This is a genomic window from Aureimonas sp. ME7 (assembly GCF_903970965.1).
Taxonomy (GTDB): Bacteria; Pseudomonadota; Alphaproteobacteria; order Rhizobiales; family Rhizobiaceae; genus Aureimonas.
The window spans coordinates 75,770-93,636 of the sequence record NZ_CAJCKW010000004.1 but is presented as its reverse complement, the minus strand read 5'-3'; the positions used below and the strand labels follow the sequence as shown (position 1 = coordinate 93,636).

Annotated in this window: 17 protein-coding genes; 9 read left to right on the top strand and 8 right to left on the bottom strand. The window is 65.4% G+C overall.

Annotation, left to right across the window (positions count from 1 at the left end; translation table 11 throughout):
* Window positions 1-13: 13 nt before the first annotated feature.
* Together H7A85_RS09185 and rpoZ are read right to left on the bottom strand one after the other, a co-directional pair.
* Complete coding sequence (locus tag H7A85_RS09185; protein WP_182085638.1) at window positions 14-2,209, bottom strand: bifunctional (p)ppGpp synthetase/guanosine-3',5'-bis(diphosphate) 3'-pyrophosphohydrolase; 2,196 nt, start codon at window positions 2,207-2,209, stop codon at window positions 14-16.
* A gap of 111 nt (window positions 2,210-2,320) precedes the next feature.
* Window positions 2,321-2,734 carry a DNA-directed RNA polymerase subunit omega gene (gene rpoZ / locus H7A85_RS09180; RefSeq protein ID WP_182085637.1) on the bottom strand — a complete coding sequence of 138 codons (414 nt, stop codon included), beginning with the start codon at window positions 2,732-2,734 and terminating at the stop codon, window positions 2,321-2,323.
* Between the two features lie 215 nt (window positions 2,735-2,949).
* Between rpoZ and H7A85_RS09175 the strand changes: the two genes are divergently transcribed.
* Window positions 2,950-3,546 (top strand): NYN domain-containing protein, encoded by a 597-nt coding sequence (locus H7A85_RS09175; RefSeq protein WP_182085636.1) that lies wholly within the window; start codon window positions 2,950-2,952, stop codon window positions 3,544-3,546.
* Window positions 3,547-3,550: 4 nt separating this feature from the next.
* On the top strand, window positions 3,551-4,219 hold the full coding sequence (locus H7A85_RS09170) for a uracil-DNA glycosylase (RefSeq protein ID WP_244631066.1): 669 nt from the start codon (window positions 3,551-3,553) through the stop codon (window positions 4,217-4,219).
* Between the two features lie 16 nt (window positions 4,220-4,235).
* Here H7A85_RS09170 and H7A85_RS09165 read toward each other — a convergent pair whose 3' ends face one another.
* From H7A85_RS09165 to dapA, 3 genes are all read right to left on the bottom strand, one after another.
* Window positions 4,236-4,820, bottom strand: coding sequence for a peroxiredoxin (locus tag H7A85_RS09165; protein WP_182085635.1), 585 nt, complete (start codon window positions 4,818-4,820; stop codon window positions 4,236-4,238).
* A gap of 69 nt (window positions 4,821-4,889) precedes the next feature.
* The gene (gene smpB, locus H7A85_RS09160; RefSeq protein ID WP_182085634.1) at window positions 4,890-5,369 is read right to left on the bottom strand and encodes an SsrA-binding protein SmpB; all 480 of its coding nucleotides are present in this window, start codon (window positions 5,367-5,369) and stop codon (window positions 4,890-4,892) included.
* Between the two features lie 78 nt (window positions 5,370-5,447).
* Window positions 5,448-6,332: a 4-hydroxy-tetrahydrodipicolinate synthase gene (gene dapA / locus H7A85_RS09155; RefSeq protein ID WP_182085633.1), complete on the bottom strand. Its 885-nt coding sequence runs from the start codon at window positions 6,330-6,332 to the stop codon at window positions 5,448-5,450.
* Between the two features lie 297 nt (window positions 6,333-6,629).
* On the opposite strand from dapA, the gene H7A85_RS09150 reads away from it, so the two are divergent.
* Entirely contained in the window at window positions 6,630-8,822 is a 2,193-nt protein-coding gene (locus tag H7A85_RS09150) for a lytic transglycosylase domain-containing protein (RefSeq protein ID WP_182085632.1), read from the top strand.
* Window positions 8,823-9,660: 838 nt separating this feature from the next.
* On the opposite strand, the gene H7A85_RS09145 is transcribed toward H7A85_RS09150, so the two are convergent.
* Window positions 9,661-10,905, bottom strand: coding sequence for a porin (locus tag H7A85_RS09145; protein ID WP_182085631.1), 1,245 nt, complete (start codon window positions 10,903-10,905; stop codon window positions 9,661-9,663).
* Between the two features lie 629 nt (window positions 10,906-11,534).
* Between H7A85_RS09145 and H7A85_RS09140 the strand changes: the two genes are divergently transcribed.
* A complete protein-coding gene (locus tag H7A85_RS09140; protein ID WP_182085630.1) occupies window positions 11,535-12,641 on the top strand; it encodes a pyridoxal phosphate-dependent aminotransferase in 1,107 nt (368 codons plus the stop codon).
* 16 nt (window positions 12,642-12,657) lie between these two features.
* Here the strand turns inward: H7A85_RS09140 and H7A85_RS09135 are convergent, their stop codons facing one another.
* Window positions 12,658-12,924, bottom strand: a complete 267-nt coding sequence (locus H7A85_RS09135) for a sel1 repeat family protein (RefSeq protein ID WP_244631064.1) — start codon at window positions 12,922-12,924, stop codon at window positions 12,658-12,660.
* Between the two features lie 340 nt (window positions 12,925-13,264).
* Here H7A85_RS09135 and H7A85_RS09130 point away from each other — a divergent pair, with 340 nt between their 5' ends.
* The 3 genes from H7A85_RS09130 (at window position 13,265) to H7A85_RS09120 (ending at window position 15,205) form a co-directional block, all read left to right on the top strand.
* Window positions 13,265-13,612: a DUF2147 domain-containing protein gene (locus H7A85_RS09130; RefSeq protein WP_182085629.1), complete on the top strand. Its 348-nt coding sequence runs from the start codon at window positions 13,265-13,267 to the stop codon at window positions 13,610-13,612.
* An 85-nt stretch (window positions 13,613-13,697) separates the two neighbouring features.
* Entirely contained in the window at window positions 13,698-14,048 is a 351-nt protein-coding gene (locus H7A85_RS09125; protein WP_182085628.1) for a DUF2147 domain-containing protein, read from the top strand.
* On the top strand, window positions 14,048-15,205 hold the full coding sequence (locus H7A85_RS09120) for an acyltransferase (protein ID WP_182085627.1): 1,158 nt from the start codon (window positions 14,048-14,050) through the stop codon (window positions 15,203-15,205). The genes H7A85_RS09125 and H7A85_RS09120 overlap by 1 nt, the downstream gene beginning before the upstream one ends.
* A 33-nt stretch (window positions 15,206-15,238) precedes the next feature.
* On the opposite strand, the gene H7A85_RS09115 is transcribed toward H7A85_RS09120, so the two are convergent.
* Window positions 15,239-15,946 (bottom strand): glutathione S-transferase family protein, encoded by a 708-nt coding sequence (locus H7A85_RS09115; protein WP_182085626.1) that lies wholly within the window; start codon window positions 15,944-15,946, stop codon window positions 15,239-15,241.
* Between the two features lie 205 nt (window positions 15,947-16,151).
* Here H7A85_RS09115 and H7A85_RS09110 point away from each other — a divergent pair, with 205 nt between their 5' ends.
* Together H7A85_RS09110 and H7A85_RS09105 are read left to right on the top strand one after the other, a co-directional pair.
* On the top strand, window positions 16,152-16,301 hold the full coding sequence (locus H7A85_RS09110; protein ID WP_182085625.1) for a hypothetical protein: 150 nt from the start codon (window positions 16,152-16,154) through the stop codon (window positions 16,299-16,301).
* A gap of 64 nt (window positions 16,302-16,365) precedes the next feature.
* Window positions 16,366-17,865, top strand: a complete 1,500-nt coding sequence (locus H7A85_RS09105; protein ID WP_182085624.1) for an AMP nucleosidase — start codon at window positions 16,366-16,368, stop codon at window positions 17,863-17,865.
* Window positions 17,866-17,867 lie beyond the last annotated feature (2 nt).

The window sequence follows — 17,867 nt, the reverse complement described above, 5'->3', positions numbered from 1 at the left end:
ATACCTTCGGAGATCAGCCGTTCACACGGATGGCGTCGGTGACGCAAGCCTTGGCGCGCAACTGATTGAGCGTGCGCGTCAGGTGCTGGAGGTCCCAGACCTCCAGATCCAGCACCATGGTCGTCACGTCGGGCGCCGTCGAGGCCATGGAAAGGTTGTGGATATTGGCGTCGTTGAGGGCGATCGTCTCGGCGATCTCGGCCAGCGTCCCCGGCTCGTTGAGGGCGGCGACGCGAATCTTGGCGGGAAAGCGCGCGGTCGCCTCCGCGTCGAGATCCCAGCGCACGTCGATCCAGCGATCGGGCGAATTGTCGAATTCGGTGAGCGTCGGAGACTGGATCGGGTAGATCGTGATGCCGCTCCCGGGCTGGAAGATGCCGACGATCCGGTCGCCGGGCACCGCCCCGTCCGGGCCGAAGCGCACGGGCAGTTCGCCTGCAGCGCCGCGAATGGGAAGCTGCGCAGCGCCCGCGTCCTCGCCCAGTTCCTCCGGCACGCGGAAGATCAGACCGTTGGCGGTTCTCAAATTGAACCAGCCGTCCTTTTCGCCGAGCCGCTCGCCCTTGAAGGCGCGGCTGTCCTGGAAGTCGGGGTGAACGGCGCGGAACACGTCGGCCGAAGCCAGTTCCCCCCGGCCGACCGCTGCCAGCGCATCATCCAAGTCGCGGTGGCCGAGTTTCTGCAAATAGGGCTTCAGCGCATCGCGCGCGAAGGTCTTGCCGGCCCGGTTGAAGGTACGCTCCAGAATCTGCTGGCCGAGGCCGCAATATTGCCGGCGCACGGCATGGCGCGCCGCGCGGCGAATCGCCGAGCGGGCCTTGCCCGTCACCGCCACATCCTCCCAGGCGGGCGGCGGGGTGGCGGCCTTGGAGCGGATGATCTCGACCTCGTCGCCGTTGGTCAGTTCGGTGACGACCGGCATGATGCGCCCGTCGATCTTGCAGCCGACGCAGGTGTCGCCGACGTCGGTATGCACGGCATAGGCGAAGTCGATCGGCGTCGCCCCGCGCGGCAGGGCGATCAGGCGGCCCTTGGGCGTGAAGCAGAAGACCTGATCCTGGAACAGCTCGAGCTTGGTGTTCTCGAGGAACTCCTCGGGCGTATCGCCTTCCGAGAGCGACTCGATCGTGCGGCGCAGCCAGGAATAGGCTTCCGACTCGGTCGAAAGCGAGACGTGCCCGTCCTTGTAGAGTTCGTGCGCGGCGATGCCGTATTCGTTGACGTGGTGCATCCCCTCGGTACGGATCTGCAGTTCCACGCGCTGGCGCGAGGGGCCGACGATGGTGGTGTGGAGCGAACGGTATCCGTTCTGCTTGGGGATCGAGATGTAGTCCTTGAACCGGCCGGGCACGAGCGGCCAGGTGCGGTGAACGATGCCGAGCGTGCGGTAGCAGTCCTCCTCGTCCGGCACGATGACGCGGAAGCCGAAGATGTCGGACAGCTGCTCCAGCGACAGCGCCTTGCGCTGCATCTTGGAGAACACCGAATAGGGCTTCTTCTGGCGGCCCGAGACGGAGGAATGGATCCCCTTCTCTTTCAGGCGAACGGTGAGCGTTTCCTCGATCTGGGCGATCGTTTCGGAATGGCGGTCGCGAAGCTCGGCGAGACGCGCCGTGACGGTCTCGTAGGCTTCGGCGTTGAGATACTTGAACGAGAGGGTTTCCAGCTCCTCGCGCATGTCGTGCATGCCCATGCGCCCGGCGAGCGGGGCATAGATGTCCATCGTCTCCTCGGCGATGCGCGCGCGCTTCTCCGGCTTCATGTGATGAAGCGTGCGCATGTTGTGCAGCCGGTCCGCGAGCTTGACGAGAAGGACGCGGATGTCGTCCGCGATCGCCAGGAGCAGCTTGCGAAGGTTCTCGGCCTGCGCGGTCTTCTTCGACACGAGGTCGAGCCGGCGGATCTTGGTCAGCCCTTCGACGAGCGTCCCGATCTTCTGGCCGAAGAGGTGGTCGAGCTCCTTCCTCGTCGCGTCCGTGTCCTCGATCGTGTCGTGCAGGAGCGCGGTGGCGATCGTCGCCTCGTCGAGACGCAGGTTGGTGAGGATCGCGGCGACTTCGAGCGGGTGCGAGAAATACGGGTCGCCGTTCACCCGCTTCTGCGCGCCGTGCTTCTGCATGGCGTAGACATAGGCCCGGTTGAGCAGCGCCTCATCGAGGTTCGGCTTGTAGGCCGCCACGCGCTCGACGAGTTCATACTGCCGCATCATGCCGAATGCTTATCCCTGTGGTCATGAGAAAAAGGCGCCCGGATCGCTCCAGACGCCTTTCAATATAGGTTGCATTGCGGAAGAACCGGAAGGGTTCTTGCAGCCCGACGATCAGAAATCGTCGTTCTTTTCCGGCGGGATCAGCCCTTCGATGCCGGCGAGAAGGTCGTCCTCCGACATCCGGTCGAAGGTGACGGCATCGTCGTCATCGTCCGACGCGGTGGCCGTGGTCGTGCCCGCCTCGGCGGAATCGGTCAGGGCCGGGACGGCAGGCGCCTGCGGCTCGGGCTCGTCCACCTCGACATGCTTCTGCAGCGAATGGATCAGGTCTTCCTTGAGATCGTCCGGCGACAGCGTCTCGTCGGCGATCTCGCGGAGCGCGACCACCGGGTTCTTGTCGTTGTCGCGGTCCACAGTGATCGGCTGGCCTTGCGCGATCTGCCGGGCCCGATGGCTGGCGAGGAGGACGAGCTCGAACCGATTCTCGACCTTGTCGACGCAATCTTCTACGGTGACGCGGGCCATGCCTGTCTCCTGTGGAACGGGTGGGATGAAGCGGAAGCGCTCGTTTAACCCCTTGACAATGGGAGCACAAGGGACCGACCCAATATTACCAGTCGCGACCGTATGGAGTTTGGTGCGGTTATAGCCAAGCCGGCTGGCGCCACATATCCTTCGGTCCTGCGACTCGATGTCCCGTGTCGTCCCGATTCGCCGGCAGGCACTCCGCAAGGCTCCCCATGTTCGATACCCGTGAGAAGATCGCCCTCTTCATCGATGGCGCCAATCTCTATGCCGCGTCCCGCGCTCTCAGCTTCGATATCGACTACAAGAAACTCCTCACGGCCTTCCAGAAGCGCGGCTATCTCCTGCGCGCCTACTACTACACGGCCCTTCTGGAAGATCAGGAATACTCCTCGATCCGCCCCCTCGTGGACTGGCTCGACTACAACGGGTATCGCGTGGTCACCAAGCCCGCCAAGGAGTTCACGGACTCGCTGGGAAGGCGCAAGATCAAGGGCAACATGGACATCGAGCTGGCCGTCGATGCCATGGCGCTGGCCGACGCGGTGGACCATTTCGTCCTGTTCTCGGGCGACGGCGACTTCCGCTCGCTCGTGGAAGCGCTGCAGCGCAAAGGCCGGAAGGTTTCCGTCGTGTCCACCCTGTCGACCCAGCCGCCGATGATCGCCGACGACCTGCGACGGCAGGCCGACCACTTCATCGACCTGCGCTCGCTTCAAGCCGAGGTCGGCCGCAGCCCGGCCGAGCGCGAAGCGAGACTCGCCCGGCGGATCGAAACCGACCCGGCGGACGAGGACGTGGAAGGAGCCTAACCGTTTGATCGCCCCGCACTCTCCGCCCCTGCCGGACGCCTCGCCGCCGAGCGACTGTCCGCTCTGCCCTCGGCTCGCCGCGTTCCGCCACGAGTGGCGCGCGCGCGAGCCGGATTGGTACAACGCGCCGGTGGATACGTTCCTGCCGGAGGCCGGTCCGGAAAGCGTCGCGCTTCTGGTGGTGGGTCTCGCGCCCGGCGTGCGCGGCGCGAACCGGACGGGACGCCCCTTCACCGGAGACTATGCGGGCGATCTCCTCTACGCGACGCTGAAGCGCTTCGGCTTCGCGAAGGGCGAGTTCGAAGCGCGGCCCGACGACAGCTTGGAACTAACGGGCAGCGCGATCACCAACGCCGTGCGCTGCGTGCCGCCGGAGAACAAACCGATCGGCGCGGAGATCAACACGTGCCGCCGGTTCCTAACACCGACGATCGAAGCCCTGCCGAACCTTCGGGCCCTCGTCACGCTCGGACGCATCGCGCACGACTCCACGCTGCGAGCGCTCGGCGCCAAATTGAAGCATGCGCCGTTCAGCCATGGCGGCCAACACGACATCGGCGCCTTGCGGGTGTTCTCTTCCTACCATTGCTCGCGCTACAACACGAACACGGGCCGGCTGACGGAGGATATGTTCGTGGATGTGTTCCGAGCCGTGCGCGAGCACCTCGACTGAGGACGCTTGGCCGCCCTTAGTTGCGCGCGGCGTAGGCAGTGTCTTTGCGCGCGCGCAGCCAGTCCAGCACATCCGAAGCGCTGCGATCGGGCGGAAATACGGGGTAGAGCGCCGCGACGATCTCGCCGTCCCTTGCGATCATCGTGAGACGCTTCAACAGAACGTCGCCGTCCGCCTCGAAGGTCGGGAGGTCCAGCATGTCCTGCCATTCGAGAGCGGCGTCGGACAAAAGCGGAAACGGCAGATGCAACCGCTCGGCCGCTTCGCGCTGATAGGCCGTGGTCTGCGTGGACACGCCAAAGACGTGCGCGACGCCCAGCGCCCGAAGTTCGGCAAAGTGGTCGCGGAAGGAACAGGCCTGCGGCGTGCAGCCCCGCGCACCCGGAATTTCGTTCCAGCCGCCGGGCAGCGGCGCGCCGGGCCGGCCGGTCATCGGATAGGCGTAGACGACGGCCAAACCCCGGCAGCGCGAAAGATCGACGCTGCCACCCGCCGTCGAGGAAAGGGAGAGCGAAGGCAGCATGCGCCCAACGAGGTGGGCCGCCGCCCCGTCGTCGAGCGGCGGCTCGAGCCCATCGGGCAAGGTGGTGAGATCCGTCATCGGCGCTTCCCTCCCCTATCGATCGGGAAACGTTACGCCCCTCTGCCCGAAGCGCCAAGAGGGCAGCCGTCAGTCGCGCCCGGCTTCCTTCATCACGCGCTGCTTCTGGCGGTTCCAGTCGCGCTCCTTGATGGATTCGCGCTTGTCCGGCGCGTTCTTGCCCTTGGCGACCGCCAGTTCGAGCTTCGCGCGGCCCTGGTCGTTGAAGTAGATCTTGAGCGGAACGAGGGTCATGCCGTCGCGCTGCACAGCCCCGGCCAGACGGTTGCGCTGCGCCTTGTGAACAAGGAGCTTCCGCCGGCGCTTCGGCTCGTGGTTGAAGCGGTTGGCCTGGAGATATTCCGGCACGTAGGAGTTGATCAGCCAGATCTCGCCTTGCTCCTCCGTCGCGTAGGATTCGGCGATCGTCGCGCGGCCGAGGCGCAGCGCCTTCACCTCGGTTCCCGTCAGCACGAGGCCGGTTTCCAGCGTGTCGATGATCTCGTAGTGGAAGCGCGCCTTGCGATTGTCGGCGACGACGTTGGATTTGGGCTTGGGCGCTTTTGCCATGGATCGATGCGTCGCCTCGAAGGATAAGGAAGGCGCCTCCTCGGCGCCTTCGCTAGATGGGGCGGCCGGGCGCCCGGATCAATTCAGAAGGCCGGCATGGCGAAGCGCGGCATCGATCGCCTGCTCGGTCGAGGCTTCGATCGTCACCAGCGGCTCGCGCACGACATTGCGCAGCTTGCCGAGGCGCGACAGCGCATATTTCGGGCCGGTTGGGTTCGGCTCGATGAACAGCGCCTTGTGCAGCGGCATCAGCCGGTCCTGATAGGTCAGCGCCTTGGCGAAGTCGCCGGCGAGGCAGGCCGTCTGGAACTCCGAGCACAGGCGCGGCGCGACATTGGCGGTCACGGAAATGCAGCCGAGACCGCCATGGGCGTTGAAGCCGAGCGCCGTCGCGTCCTCGCCCGAAAGCTGAACGAAGTCCGCGCCGCAGGTGATGCGCTGTTCGGACACGCGATCGAGCTTGGCGGTCGCGTCCTTGACGCCGACGATGTTGGAAAAATCCTTCGCGAGCCGGCCCATCGTCTCCGGCGTCATGTCGATGATCGAGCGGCCGGGAATGTTGTAGATGAAGATCGGCAGATCGACCGCCTTCGCCACGGCCGCATAGTGCGCGTAGAGCCCACGCTGATTGGGCTTGTTGTAGTAGGGCGTGACGACGAGGATGCCGTCGGCACCCGACGTCTTGGCCGAACGGGCGAGATCCACCGCTTCGGCCGTGTTGTTGGAGCCCGCCCCCGCCATGACCGGAACGCGGCCCGCCGCCGCCTCGATGCAGAGCTCCACCACGCGCTTGTGCTCGGCGTGGGTCAGGGTCGGGCTTTCGCCCGTGGTGCCGACCGGCACGAGACCGTGGGTGCCCTCGGTGATCTGCCATTCGACCAGGGACTGGAAGGCGACCTCGTCGACGCGCCCGTCCTCGGTGAACGGGGTGGTCAAAGCCGTCAGCGAACCCTTGAAGGTCATGTCGTCACTCCCGTCGACGCGCGGATGATGTTTTGGCCGAAGCGACGTCGGGCGTGCTCGGGTCGGGCGATGGACGACCCTGCGGCGCCACGCCACACGCCAAGCGGCCGGCACGAATAGTCCGACCCGCTCGCGCGGACGCCCGCACCATAAAGAAGCCACCGACGTGAAACAAGCGAAGGTGACCATTCGTGATCGGGTAGGGTTTACCGCTTCTTCATCGGGCTGGGGCAAGCTTTGATCAACCATGCGCTCAAGTGTCAGAGCGTCTGTGATATCCGTACCGCAGGAGATCCCATGCGACAGTCGACCCGGGCCAAGACCCTTCTCGCTCCGGCCCTCCTGTCGCTGCTTCTGGCCGGCACGGCGGCGGCCGAAGGCTTCATGCCGCGCCTGCCTTTGCCTACGTTGAAGATGCCCAATCTCTTCGGTCGAAAGCAGGAGCCCGATGCGCAGCGCTTCGGCGCGCCCCCGGCCCCGCGCCCGAGCGCCAACCCGCTGGTTCGCCAGCCGCAGCCGGCGAGCCGGCCTCAGGCGGCGCCGGCGGACGCGATGGCGTTCACCTCCTCGATCGCCGCGATGGGCTCGCGCGTTTCCAACGTGACGCCGATCCGAGGCGACCTGCAGGCCGGGCTCGACGCGACGCATCGCGACCTTCCCCGCGCTCTCGCCATTCGCGAAGGCATGGCGCCGGGTTCGCTCGATCGGCACATCATGTCCTGGGCGATCGCACTGCGCGGCACGAGCGACGTGCCCGCCGCCGAGATCGCCCATACCGCGATCGAGCTCCGCGGCTGGCCGGGCATGTCGACGATCCGCGCCAATCTCGAACGCGCACTCTATCGCGACCCGATGCGCGCTGGCGACGTCGTCGGCGCCTTCGCCGGCGACGCGCCGAAGACGCCGGAGGGCGCGATGGCGCTCGCCCGCGCCTATATCGAGCTGGGCCAAGCCGGCAAGGCGAAGGAGACCATCGTCCGCTCCTGGCGCAACGACCGGCTGGACAAGGCGACCGAGGGGAAGATGCTGTCGACCTTCGGAGCGCTTCTGACGCGCGCCGACCACAAGTTCCGTATGGACAAGCTGCTCTACGCCGATCGCGTCGGCGATGCGTCGCGCGTGGCCACGCTGGCCGGCGCCGAGTCGCTGTTCAAGGCGCGCGCCGCATCGATCCAGGGCACCGGCGACGCCGACCAACTCCTGGCGCGCGTCCATCCCAGCCTGAAATCGGACCCGAGCTACCTGTTCACGGCCGCCGAGAACCTGCGCAAGAAGGACAAGTTCCTGGAAGCTGCGGCGATCCTGGAAAAGGCGCCGCGTGACAAGGCCTCGCTGGTCGATCCGGACGCGTGGTGGAACGAGCGCCGCATCGTGTCGCGCATGCTTCTGGAAAGGGGGGATCGACGCGCGGCCTATCGGCTTGTCGCCGCGCATTCCGCCGAAGGTGTGACGGAGGCGGTCGAGGCCGAGTTCCATTCCGGCTGGTACGCGCTGCGCTACCTCAACGATCCGGCGATCGCTTCGAAGCATTTCGCGCGGATCAGTCAGATTTCCTCGAGGCCGCTGACGCAGTCCCGTGCTCTTTACTGGCTCGGCCGAGCAGCCGAAGCGGGTGGCCCCGGCAGCGCGCGCGACTACTATGGCAAGGCCTCGCGATACGGCGCGACCTACTACGGTCAGCTTGCCAGCGCCAAGCTCGGCCGCGCGCCGGGCGAGATCGCCTATCCTCGGCCGTCCAACGCGGAACGGCAGACGTTCGAAAACCGCGAGGCGGTTCGCGCGATCAAGCGGCTCGAGGCCATCGGCTCGTCCTGGCGCGCCGACAGTCTGTATCGGGCTCTCGCGGAAGAGCTGAACAGCCCCGGCGAGTTGGCCATTCTATCGAGCATGGCGGAACGGCGCGGCGATCATAGCCTGGCGCTCGGCGTCGGCAAGGCGGCCTATGCGCGCGGCGTCGATGCCCCGGCGCTCGCCTTCCCGATCGGCGTCATCCCGCAGAGCGCCAACATCTCGGCATCGGGCAAGGCACTCGCCTATGCGATCGCACGCCAGGAAAGCGCCTTCAATCCGAAGGCCAAGTCGCCGGTCGGCGCGCTCGGCCTGCTTCAGGTCATGCCGGCGACCGCCAAGGGCTTGGCGAAGAATGCCGGGGTCCCCTACTCCGAGGCACGTCTTCTGAACGACGTGTCCTACAACACCCTGCTCGGCACCCAGTATCTCGGCCAGCAGATTTCATCGTTCGACGGCTCCTACATCCTGACCTTCGCCGCCTACAACGCCGGCCCTCGGCGTGCGCGCGAATGGATTGACCGTTTCGGCGATCCGCGTCGCAAGTCGATCGATGAGGTGGTGGACTGGGTAGAGCTGATCCCCTTCACCGAAACGCGCAACTACGTCCAGCGCGTGATGGAAAACTATCAGGTCTACAAGATGCGCCTCGGCGCCGGGTTCGATATCGAGCGCGACCTGACGCTGGGCCGCCGGGGCTAGCGCCCTCCTTCCCTTCCCGGAATCGCAACGCCCGGAGCGCATGGCGGCCGGGCGTTTTCGCGCGTGCTTTCCCGGGGGAAGCATCGGTTGTTGGAACGGTGTGCGAAGGGATGGGAAGTCCAATGCGGTGTGCCGGCAAATGAGCCGAAGCCTTTGAAGATCTCGTGCGATGGCCTCGAGAGGCTTTCGGCATCGATTGGCGCAGAGGCTCGAATCTCTCCATTTGATGAAGGCCGGCGCGGGCCGATCCACCGTTCCGTATGGTTCGGCACGGCGTTCCGGCGAGGTGGCATCCGTAATTTCTTAGTAGAAGACAGAGGGATCCGGTCCACGCCCATAGATGCACCTCCGATGCATGTGAACACCCGAGCTGAAGCGTTTCAGCGCGTCCGAACCAGGTCGTAGACTTTGAGTGGCAGGGCGCCGAACAGCTGCTAGTGCCAAGGGTAAGACAGTAGGTGTTCCCCTCCTCACCTTCCCAGGCAACAGACGGTGGGACGACGGACTAGTTTCGGGAAGGATCATCGAGGCACACAGCACGCCTCGCCGAAACCTCCATTCTCATACCAAAGGGCGTCGGTCTTACCCTCCCCTCAATGACGGCATCCTCGCTCATGCATTCGGTCTTTCGTGAGCGGTGCACCACTCCGAATGAGGGCAGTTCGAAGCGAGCGGGATCAAGGGAGCTAAACGCTTCTACTCCCAGGAGCGGGAAAGAATTGGACTGCCGTATCCTCGAAATGAAACGCACGGTCGGGCCTCCTCGATATGCCCTTACCCCAAACGCCAAAAGGCCCGGCTTTCGCCGGGCCCCTTGTTTCAGATCCGAAAGGTCGGATTAGAAGTCGCGCTGGAAGCGGAGGAAGCCGCTGACCTGGTCGGTGTCGCCGATCGGACCGCCGAAGTCGACGTTCCGGTAGACGACTTCGCCGAGCGTCGCGAAGTTGTTGGTGATCTGGTAGCCGACGTTGGCAACGGCAGCCCAGTACTCGCCGGACGCGTCGAACGTCGTGACCTGACCCACCGGGTTGAGCACGAAGAACTGCGTGTCGAAGGTCTCGCCGTACTGGCCAGCGAGCGCCACGCCGAGCTTGCCGAACGCCTGGGCGTAGCCCGCGCCGACCGCATACTCGAGAACGATCGGAACCGAACCCGGGGTCGGGTTGAGGATGTTCGGGTTGTTGGCGGCGAAGGTGTTGACCGTGGCCAGACCGTCGATCGTCGCGTAGACCGTCGGGTCGAAGGCGTAGTGACCCTCGATCTTCAGCTGCGACTCAGGAGCGATCAGGTCCTTCAGGAGCACGCCGCCCTTCAGAGCGAAGGCGTCGTTGTTGCCGTCCTGAAGAAGGGTCGGGAAGTTGCCCGAGAGCGTGATGAACTGGTTGTTGTCGCCGAAGATGTCGGAAACGTCTTCAGCGTTGAACGTCTCGTCGTACACGGCCGACAGGTAAGCACCGCCCCATGCACCCGAGTACACGATCTTGCCGTGGACGTCCGGAACCACGTCGCCCGTGCCGTCGTCTTCGAGGCCGAGCGTGGCCGAGAAGCCGCCGGCGGCGAAGGTGTAGGAGACCTGGTTGGTGTTGAAGTCGCCGACGACGAGGTCGGAGTCGGTCAGAAGGCCGTCTTCGAGACCGCCGATGCCGGACGACCACAGCGTGTCACGGTAGCCCATGAGCAGGCCGCCGAGCTGGATGTAGGCCTGATCGATCGCGACGCCGTTGGAGCCGCCCGAGGTGTTGGTGGCCTGGAGGCGGGCGAAGGCGCGCAGGGTGCCGAGCTCGGTTTCTTCGCGGGCGTCGAAGTTCAGACGGGCGCGAACGCGGCTGGCGACCTGGTAGTCGTCGCCTTCGAGGTTCACGGCCGGGTCACCGGCGACGTTCACCTGGAAGCGGACGTAACCGCCGACCGACAAGCAGGTCTCGGTGCCCGGGATGTAGTAGAAGCCCTTGCCGTACACGTCGCAGACGCGGACGTAGTCGACCGGCTCGGGCTCGACGGCCACGATGGCGTCGGCAGCGCGGGCGCCGGAAACTGCGACGAGGGCCGCAGCGGAGCCGAGAAGAAGGCTCTTAATGTTCATGTCCTGACCTCCAGTCAAGTTATAGGTTAGGGTTGGGCTTCGTTTCGAAGGACAGCCTTCCCTGCCCCATCCCCGTTGAAAGTCCGGGTCGTCCCCCGCTCTTTCGATGTTGAGAATATTCAGACGCGGCGCGGATGCAATCACGGAAACGACACACCCCCGCCTCCGAGACGTGTTGGCCACACCGCTGTTGCAGCCAGGCCACGTTTGCGTTCACACGCCGTTAACCATAATGGCGCCGGCCGGGCCGAGCTTGCCCGAACCTTACCGAAACCTTGCGCCACAGGGGTTCGCAAGCTTCGACCAAGGCAGAAGAACCGCCCACGAACCCTGCCCATGGCGGCGCGCGGTCATGAAAGACCGAGACTGCCCTTTCGATCGAAACAGTGGAAACGCCGCACTTCGGGCAGAAATGGGGCGGGGCCGTGTCGCGCTTCGAGTCTGACCGAGGCGTGATTCTGCATGCCGCATCCAAGATCAAGCCGGAGGATACGAGACCCTCGGCGTGCGACCCGCGGATCAGGATCGCTTCTCCCTTTGCCGGACCCCGCGTTTTGCTGCTGGGTCAACTTTCGAGGCCCCGCGATTTCACCTAAACACTTCGACAACTGTATCCGACCGAGAGTTCCATGCCGTTCACGTCTCTGGCTCTCCGCCTTCCCGCGACCGTTCCCTTCGTAGGCCCCGAGGCCATCGAGCGCCGACTCGGCGTGCCGTTCCAGGCCCGTCTCGGCGCCAACGAAAGCGTGTTCGGTCCCTCGCCGCGGGTGGTCGAGGCGATGGCACGCGCCGCTTCGGAAAGTTGGGCCTATGGCGATCCCGAACACTTCGCCCTGCGCGAGGCCATCGCGGCCCATCACGGGCTGCATCCCGACAACATCATGGTCGGCGAGGGAATCGATGGTCTCTTCGGCCTTCTGGCAAAGCTGACGCTGGAGCCGGGAGACCGCGCCGTCACTTCGCTCGGCGCCTATCCGACCTTCAACTATCAGGTGGCGGGGCACGGCGGCTCGCTGGACTTCGTACCCTACCGGGACGATCGTGAAGATATCGACGCGCTTCTGGACCGAGCGCGGGAGAAGCGCACCAAGCTCCTGTATTTCGCCAATCCCGACAATCCGACCGGCAGTTGGCACGAGAGCGCCGACGTCGAGCGCCTGATGCGAGAAACCCCAAACGATACGCTGCTGGTCCTCGACGAGGCCTATAGCGACCTCGCACCACCTTCCGCGCTGCCGCCGATCGGTCGAATCCAGCCGAACGTCCTGCGGTTTCGTACCTTCTCGAAGGCTTATGGAATGGCGGGCGTACGCGTCGCCTATATCGTGGGCGCGCCCGAGACGATCGCCCACTTCAACAAGGTGCGAAACCATTTCGGTGTGTCGCGGATGGCCCAGGCGGGCGCCCTCGCGGCCCTGGCCGACCAGGGCTTCCTCAGCGAAACGGTGGCGCGGATCGTTCGCGCTCGCGACCGACTCGCGAAAATTGCGGGGGATGCGGAACTGCGCCCACTCCCTTCGGCCACGAACTTCGTCACGATCGACTGCGGCCGGGACGGCGCGTTCGCCCGCAAGGTGCTGGACGGGGTTCTCGCCGAGCGGGTCTTCATCCGCATGCCGGGCGTCGCGCCGCTGGACCGGATGATCCGCGTGACCGTCGGTACCGACGAGCAGCTTGAGCTCTTCGCCGCCGCCTTAGCCAAATCCCTGGAAAAGGCGAGGCGCGAGCTCGGCTGAGAGCCCCTTGGCGCGGTCAGTTGCGCGCCAACCACTCGCGCGCCGAGCGAAGCGCCCGGCCAATTTCGGCCTTTGTCATCGCCTCCGCCACCTCGTAGCGGTGCGAAGCGGCATCCTCGACACCCATCTGGTCGGCGAGGTTGAAGTACATGTGGGCCGAAACGAGGTCGGCGCCGCTGCCGGCCGAAAGGCGCAGGCCCATGGCGAACAGTGTTTCGCCCATCGGTGCCGCCACGCCGAGAGCGGTGCCGAAATCTCCATCCTGCAAATCGAAGCGTGCCATCTGCCGATCTCCGTTTGGGCCTTGTGCGTTCGGCCCTTGGATCGAAGAATGGCAGCGCAGTTTGAAACGTCGCTTAAAATGCGTGGCTAATTTGAATTGAATACAGCATTCACGGCTTGGAGATACTTTCCCTCCCGAAGCATCAAACCCCTTTGCGGCCGCTGCTTTCTTGGATGGCTTACACCTTCGTTGAGGATGCGCGTTGGCGCCGCGTTGACGATGTTCGCGAAAGCCGAAACCGGAGATGCACTCGACGCCGCTTGGCGAGATGCGGGTTCCCGTTTACGTTCGCGGAAGGCGACCGGACCGTTGGGAGGCGACGGCGACCTTGGGAGGAATCATGAAACATCTCGCGACCCTTTCCTTCGCGCTGTCGATGCTGACCGGCGGCGCTCTGGCGGCGGACCCGATCGAGGGCACTTGGCGCATGCCGTCCGGCAACGATGCCAGGATCGCGGCCTGTTCGGGCGGCTTCTGCCTGACCTACGTAAACGGTCCGAACAAGGGAAAGACGTTCGGCCAGATGAAGCCGTCTGGCGGGGGCAACTACGAGGGCACCGTCACCGACTATACGAAGGGCGGCAAGGAATATTCCGGCAAGGGCAAGCTGACGGGCGACACTCTGTCGGTTTCCGGCTGCGTTCTCGGCGGCCTGATCTGTCGGTCCCAGGCGCTGACGCGTCTCTGACGCGCCGTTCCCGACGCAGAGCGCCCTTGACGCAGCCTTCCCTTTTGGGGGATCGCTCTTCGGATCGATCCTCGGGAGTTCTGCCATGCCTCGCCTGCTCCAAGCGGCAGCGGTCGCCATCGCGCTGGGTGCGCCGGCGGCGGCGGCCGAGCCCATTCTGGGCGTCTGGCGCCTGTCCAACGGCGAAACGGTCAGCTACCGCGCCTGCCCGCAAGGCTTCTGCTCCAAGGTGAACAGCGGCAAATATGCCGGCAAGACGGTCGGGATCATGCAAGGGAGCGGGCAGCGCTACACGGGAAGCGTGATCGATCCTTCCAACGACAAGCAGTACGAAGGCCGGGTCGAGATCGAAGGCAACCAACTGACACTCACCGGCTGCGTGGCCAAGGTGTTCTGCCGATCCCAGACCTGGACCCGCACGGGGGCCAGCGGCTGATGGCCCAGACGAGCGACATGGAACGACCCGTACCGATCCTGGCCCCGGCGTCCGGTCCGGCCGCGTCGGTCACCGCCGTCCACGAGCCGCTTCCCCTGTTTCGGCAGCGCAACCGCAACCTTCAGTGGCTGCGCGGCATCGCCGCGCTCTTCGTACTGCTCTACCACGCCTCGACCTATACGGAGTTCGAGTTCGGAGACACGCGCTTCTCCTCGATCTTCGACCACGAGTTCGGGCTGGTCGGCGTCGCCGTGTTCTTCGCGATCTCCGGCGCCCTTATGGCGGACATCATCCGCACGACGGCGCCCGCGCCGTTCCTGATCCATCGCGTCCTGCGGATCTACCCGATCTTCTTCCTCGCCGCGATCATCCTGCCCTTCGCGCTCGGCCTCGACGGGGGCATCGATTCGCGTGCCCTCTCGCTGGTGCCGATCGGGCCCAACGGGAATTACCGGCTGGCCGTGGAATGGACGCTCGTCTTCGAAGTGTTCTTCTACGTCCTCCTGTTCGTGGTGACGACGGCCGGCCTCCTTCGATGGCTGAACCATATCGCGGTCGGATGGATCGTGCTGTCGATCGCCAGCGCCTTTCTGTATCCGGCGCTTCAGGGACGGCTGATCACCTACATCACGGAAATGCCGTTCATGGCCGTCAACGCGGCCTTCGCGGGCGGGCTCCTCATTCCCACCCTGGCGCGCCGACACAAGTTTCAGCCGGCGCTTGCCGTGATCGCGGTGGCCTTCGCGGCAGTGAGCGCGGACCTTGCCGACGTCGGTCTCGCCCGCCTGTATTCGGCCGCCGCGGCCGTCATTCTGGTCGGGCTGGCCCTTCTGCCGGAATATCGGGGGGAGCGCGACACGGTGGTGACGCGCGCGGCGACCAAGCTCGGGGACTGGAGCTACGCGCTCTACCTCTGCCACGTGCCGATCATCATGTCGGTCTACACCTACGTGCCGCTCGATCCGGTGGCGCTCTGGTTCGTGGCCGTCGCAGCGTCCATCGCGGTGGCCGCGCCGCTCGGCATGCTGGACCTGCGGATGTACCGATTCCTGCGCAAACGCTCGGATCGTTCGACGCCCGAAAGCTTCCGGCGCTGGGCCTGGATCTTCGTCGGGGCCTACGCTCTCGTCGCGGTCATCTTCCTGTTCAAGAACTGACGGGGAGCTGGCTCCGGCTCCCCGTCCCTTTCATCAACGCGCGCGCTGCCCGAAGAGGACGCTTTGGGCGTTCTTGTCCTGCGCGAGGTTGAGCCGCTCCCGCTCCTCCTTGCCGACGGCCAGCCCCTTCTGAACCGCCGGGCGCGCGTTCAGCGTCCCGAACCAGCGCTTGAGGTTGGGGAAATCCTCGAGGTCCTGTCCCTGGTTGGCATGGGGCACGATCCATCCGACGCAGGCCATGTCGGCGATCGAATACTCGTCCGCCAGAAACTCGCGCCCTTCTAGCCGCTTGTTCATGACGCCGTACAAGCGGTTGACTTCGTTGGTATATCGGTCGATTCCGTAGGAAATCTTCTCCGGCGCATACTGACGGAAGTGATGGGCTTGGCCCGCCATCGGCCCAAGGCCGCCGACCTGCCAGAACAGCCATTCATCGACCGCGACGCGAGCCCGCTCGTCCGAGGGGTAGAATCGAGCGAACTTGCGCGCGAGGTACTGGAGGATCGCGCCCGATTCGAACACCGAGATCGGCGCGCCGCCCGGCCCTTCCGGATCGACGATGGCCGGCATGCGGTTGTTGGGCGCGATGGCCAGGAACTCCGGCTTGAACTGGTCGCCCGCCCCGATGTTGACGAGCTTCAACTCGTAGGGAACGCCGAGTTCCTCCAGAAGGATCGACACCTTCCAGCCGTTGGGGGTCGGCCAGTAGTGGAGTTCGATAGGCTGGGTCTGATCGGGCATGGAGCCTCCTTGGAGCTGCTTGCATCCAAGCTAGGGCGGATCGGCCGGGGTTGCACCATGGGGCGGGATGGTGATGATGGGAACACGTCGCAAGGACCCGCTCAGCCGGTGTCAAAGCCGCTGAACGGGTCCTGAACGGGCGCTCCAGCCCGGATTCAGGTTCGGCGATCAATCATCGGACCGACCCCTCAGAGGAGCGATCAGCATGGTCTTCCGCCTTTCCGTCGTCACCTCGCTTCTCGCGCTCTTCGCGGTGAGCTTCTCGGCCCTCGTCCATCACGACCGTAGCGGTGAGCGAGCCGCGCAGTCGGTGGTGCAGGGGTGCTACGAACAGGGCGCCGTCTGCGTTCGCTGAGCGGAGCGCGTCGGCGCCCGCTCGCCCCATTTCCCGGGCCGCTGTCCTCGGCTAGATAGGGTTCATGACCCAGTTGCCCGCTCGCCCCGCACCCGACATCTCGACGCCGCCGCCGATCGCGACGCGCGCGTTCACGGAGCCGCAGGCGGCGGTGGACGCGCTGCGCGAGATCTACGACGCGTCCGTCGGGTTCCTTTGCGACAGCTTCGACCGGGTGCTGGAATCCAGCGACACGTCACAACGCTACCGCGCCTTCTATCCGGAAGCCGCGATCCACACGGCCGGCCATGCGCGCGTCGATTCGCGCCTGTCCTTCGGCTTCGTGCCGGGACCGGGGCATTACGCCACCACGATCACGCGGCCCGAGCTTTTCAACGACTATCTCGTCCAGCAGTTCGAGCAGCTCCTGCGCAACCACGGGCAGCCGATCGAGGTCGGCGTTTCGCAGACGCCGATGCCGCTGCACTTCGCCCTGCCCGAGGGGACCTATGTCGACGGGGCGCTGGCCGAGAAGCTCGACAAGCCCTTGCGCGACATCTTCGACGTGCCCGATCTCGAGGCAACGGACGACCGGATCGTCAACGGGAATTTCGTGCCGCAGCCGGGCGCCCCGCTGCCGCTCGGACCGTTCACCGCGCAACGTGTCGACTACTCGCTCCTGCGCTTGGCGCACTATACCGCGACCAGCCCGCGCCACTTCCAGAACTTCGTCCTCTTCACGAACTACCAGTTCTATGTGGACGAGTTCTGCGCCATGGCGCGGATGCTGATGGAGGACGGCGGTCGGGGCTATGAGAGCTTCGTCGAGCCGGGCAATCTCGTCACCCGTGCCGGGCAGTCGGAGCCCGAAACGGGCCTCGCGCCCCCGCGCCTGCCGCAGATGCCCGCCTATCACCTAAAGCGGGCGGATGCGAGCGGTATCACGATGATCAATATCGGCGTCGGCCCGTCCAACGCCAAGACGATCACGGACCACGTGGCGGTGCTGCGCCCGCATGCCTGGCTGATGCTCGGGCACTGCGCCGGGCTTCGCAACACGCAGGCGCTCGGCGACTACGTTCTCGCCCACGCCTATGTGCGCGAAGACCATGTCCTGGACGCGGATCTTCCGGCCTGGGTCCCGATCCCGCCGCTCGCCGAGGTGCAGGTCGCGCTGGAAAAGGCGGTGGCCGATGTCACCGGCCTGTCCGGCTACGACCTGAAACGGGTGATGCGGACCGGCACGGTCGCGACGATCGACAATCGCAACTGGGAGCTTCGCGACCAGACCGAGCCGGTGGAGCGTCTGTCGATGTCCCGCGCCATCGCGCTCGACATGGAGTCGGCCACGATCGCGGCCAACGGCTATCGCCTGCGCGTTCCCTACGGCACGCTGCTTTGCGTGTCCGACAAGCCGCTGCATGGCGAATTGAAGCTGCCGGGCATGGCGACCGAGTTCTACAAGCGGCAGGTGTCACAGCATCTCGAGATCGGCATCCGAGCGATGCAAAGCCTGTCGGAAATGCCGGTGGAACGGCTTCACTCGCGCAAGCTGCGCTCGTTCTTCGAAACGGCCTTCCAGTAGCC

What these genes read in the sequence shown, in the direction of transcription:
- H7A85_RS09115 (WP_182085626.1), bottom strand. Translation starts at nt 15,946, where the DNA reads ATGCCCGATCAGACCCAGCCTATCGAACTCCACTACTGGCCGACCCCC.
- H7A85_RS09150 (WP_182085632.1), top strand. Translation starts at nt 6,630, where the DNA reads ATGCGACAGTCGACCCGGGCCAAGACCCTTCTCGCTCCGGCCCTCCTG.
- H7A85_RS09130 (WP_182085629.1), top strand. Translation starts at nt 13,265, where the DNA reads ATGAAACATCTCGCGACCCTTTCCTTCGCGCTGTCGATGCTGACCGGC.
- H7A85_RS09185 (WP_182085638.1), bottom strand. Translation starts at nt 2,209, where the DNA reads ATGATGCGGCAGTATGAACTCGTCGAGCGCGTGGCGGCCTACAAGCCG.
- H7A85_RS09140 (WP_182085630.1), top strand. Translation starts at nt 11,535, where the DNA reads ATGCCGTTCACGTCTCTGGCTCTCCGCCTTCCCGCGACCGTTCCCTTC.
- dapA (WP_182085633.1), bottom strand. Translation starts at nt 6,332, where the DNA reads ATGACCTTCAAGGGTTCGCTGACGGCTTTGACCACCCCGTTCACCGAG.
- smpB (WP_182085634.1), bottom strand. Translation starts at nt 5,369, where the DNA reads ATGGCAAAAGCGCCCAAGCCCAAATCCAACGTCGTCGCCGACAATCGC.
- H7A85_RS09120 (WP_182085627.1), top strand. Translation starts at nt 14,048, where the DNA reads ATGGCCCAGACGAGCGACATGGAACGACCCGTACCGATCCTGGCCCCG.
- H7A85_RS09135 (WP_244631064.1), bottom strand. Translation starts at nt 12,924, where the DNA reads ATGGCACGCTTCGATTTGCAGGATGGAGATTTCGGCACCGCTCTCGGC.
- H7A85_RS09125 (WP_182085628.1), top strand. Translation starts at nt 13,698, where the DNA reads ATGCCTCGCCTGCTCCAAGCGGCAGCGGTCGCCATCGCGCTGGGTGCG.
- rpoZ (WP_182085637.1), bottom strand. Translation starts at nt 2,734, where the DNA reads ATGGCCCGCGTCACCGTAGAAGATTGCGTCGACAAGGTCGAGAATCGG.
- H7A85_RS09175 (WP_182085636.1), top strand. Translation starts at nt 2,950, where the DNA reads ATGTTCGATACCCGTGAGAAGATCGCCCTCTTCATCGATGGCGCCAAT.
- H7A85_RS09105 (WP_182085624.1), top strand. Translation starts at nt 16,366, where the DNA reads ATGACCCAGTTGCCCGCTCGCCCCGCACCCGACATCTCGACGCCGCCG.
- H7A85_RS09145 (WP_182085631.1), bottom strand. Translation starts at nt 10,905, where the DNA reads ATGAACATTAAGAGCCTTCTTCTCGGCTCCGCTGCGGCCCTCGTCGCA.
- H7A85_RS09165 (WP_182085635.1), bottom strand. Translation starts at nt 4,820, where the DNA reads ATGACGGATCTCACCACCTTGCCCGATGGGCTCGAGCCGCCGCTCGAC.
- H7A85_RS09110 (WP_182085625.1), top strand. Translation starts at nt 16,152, where the DNA reads ATGGTCTTCCGCCTTTCCGTCGTCACCTCGCTTCTCGCGCTCTTCGCG.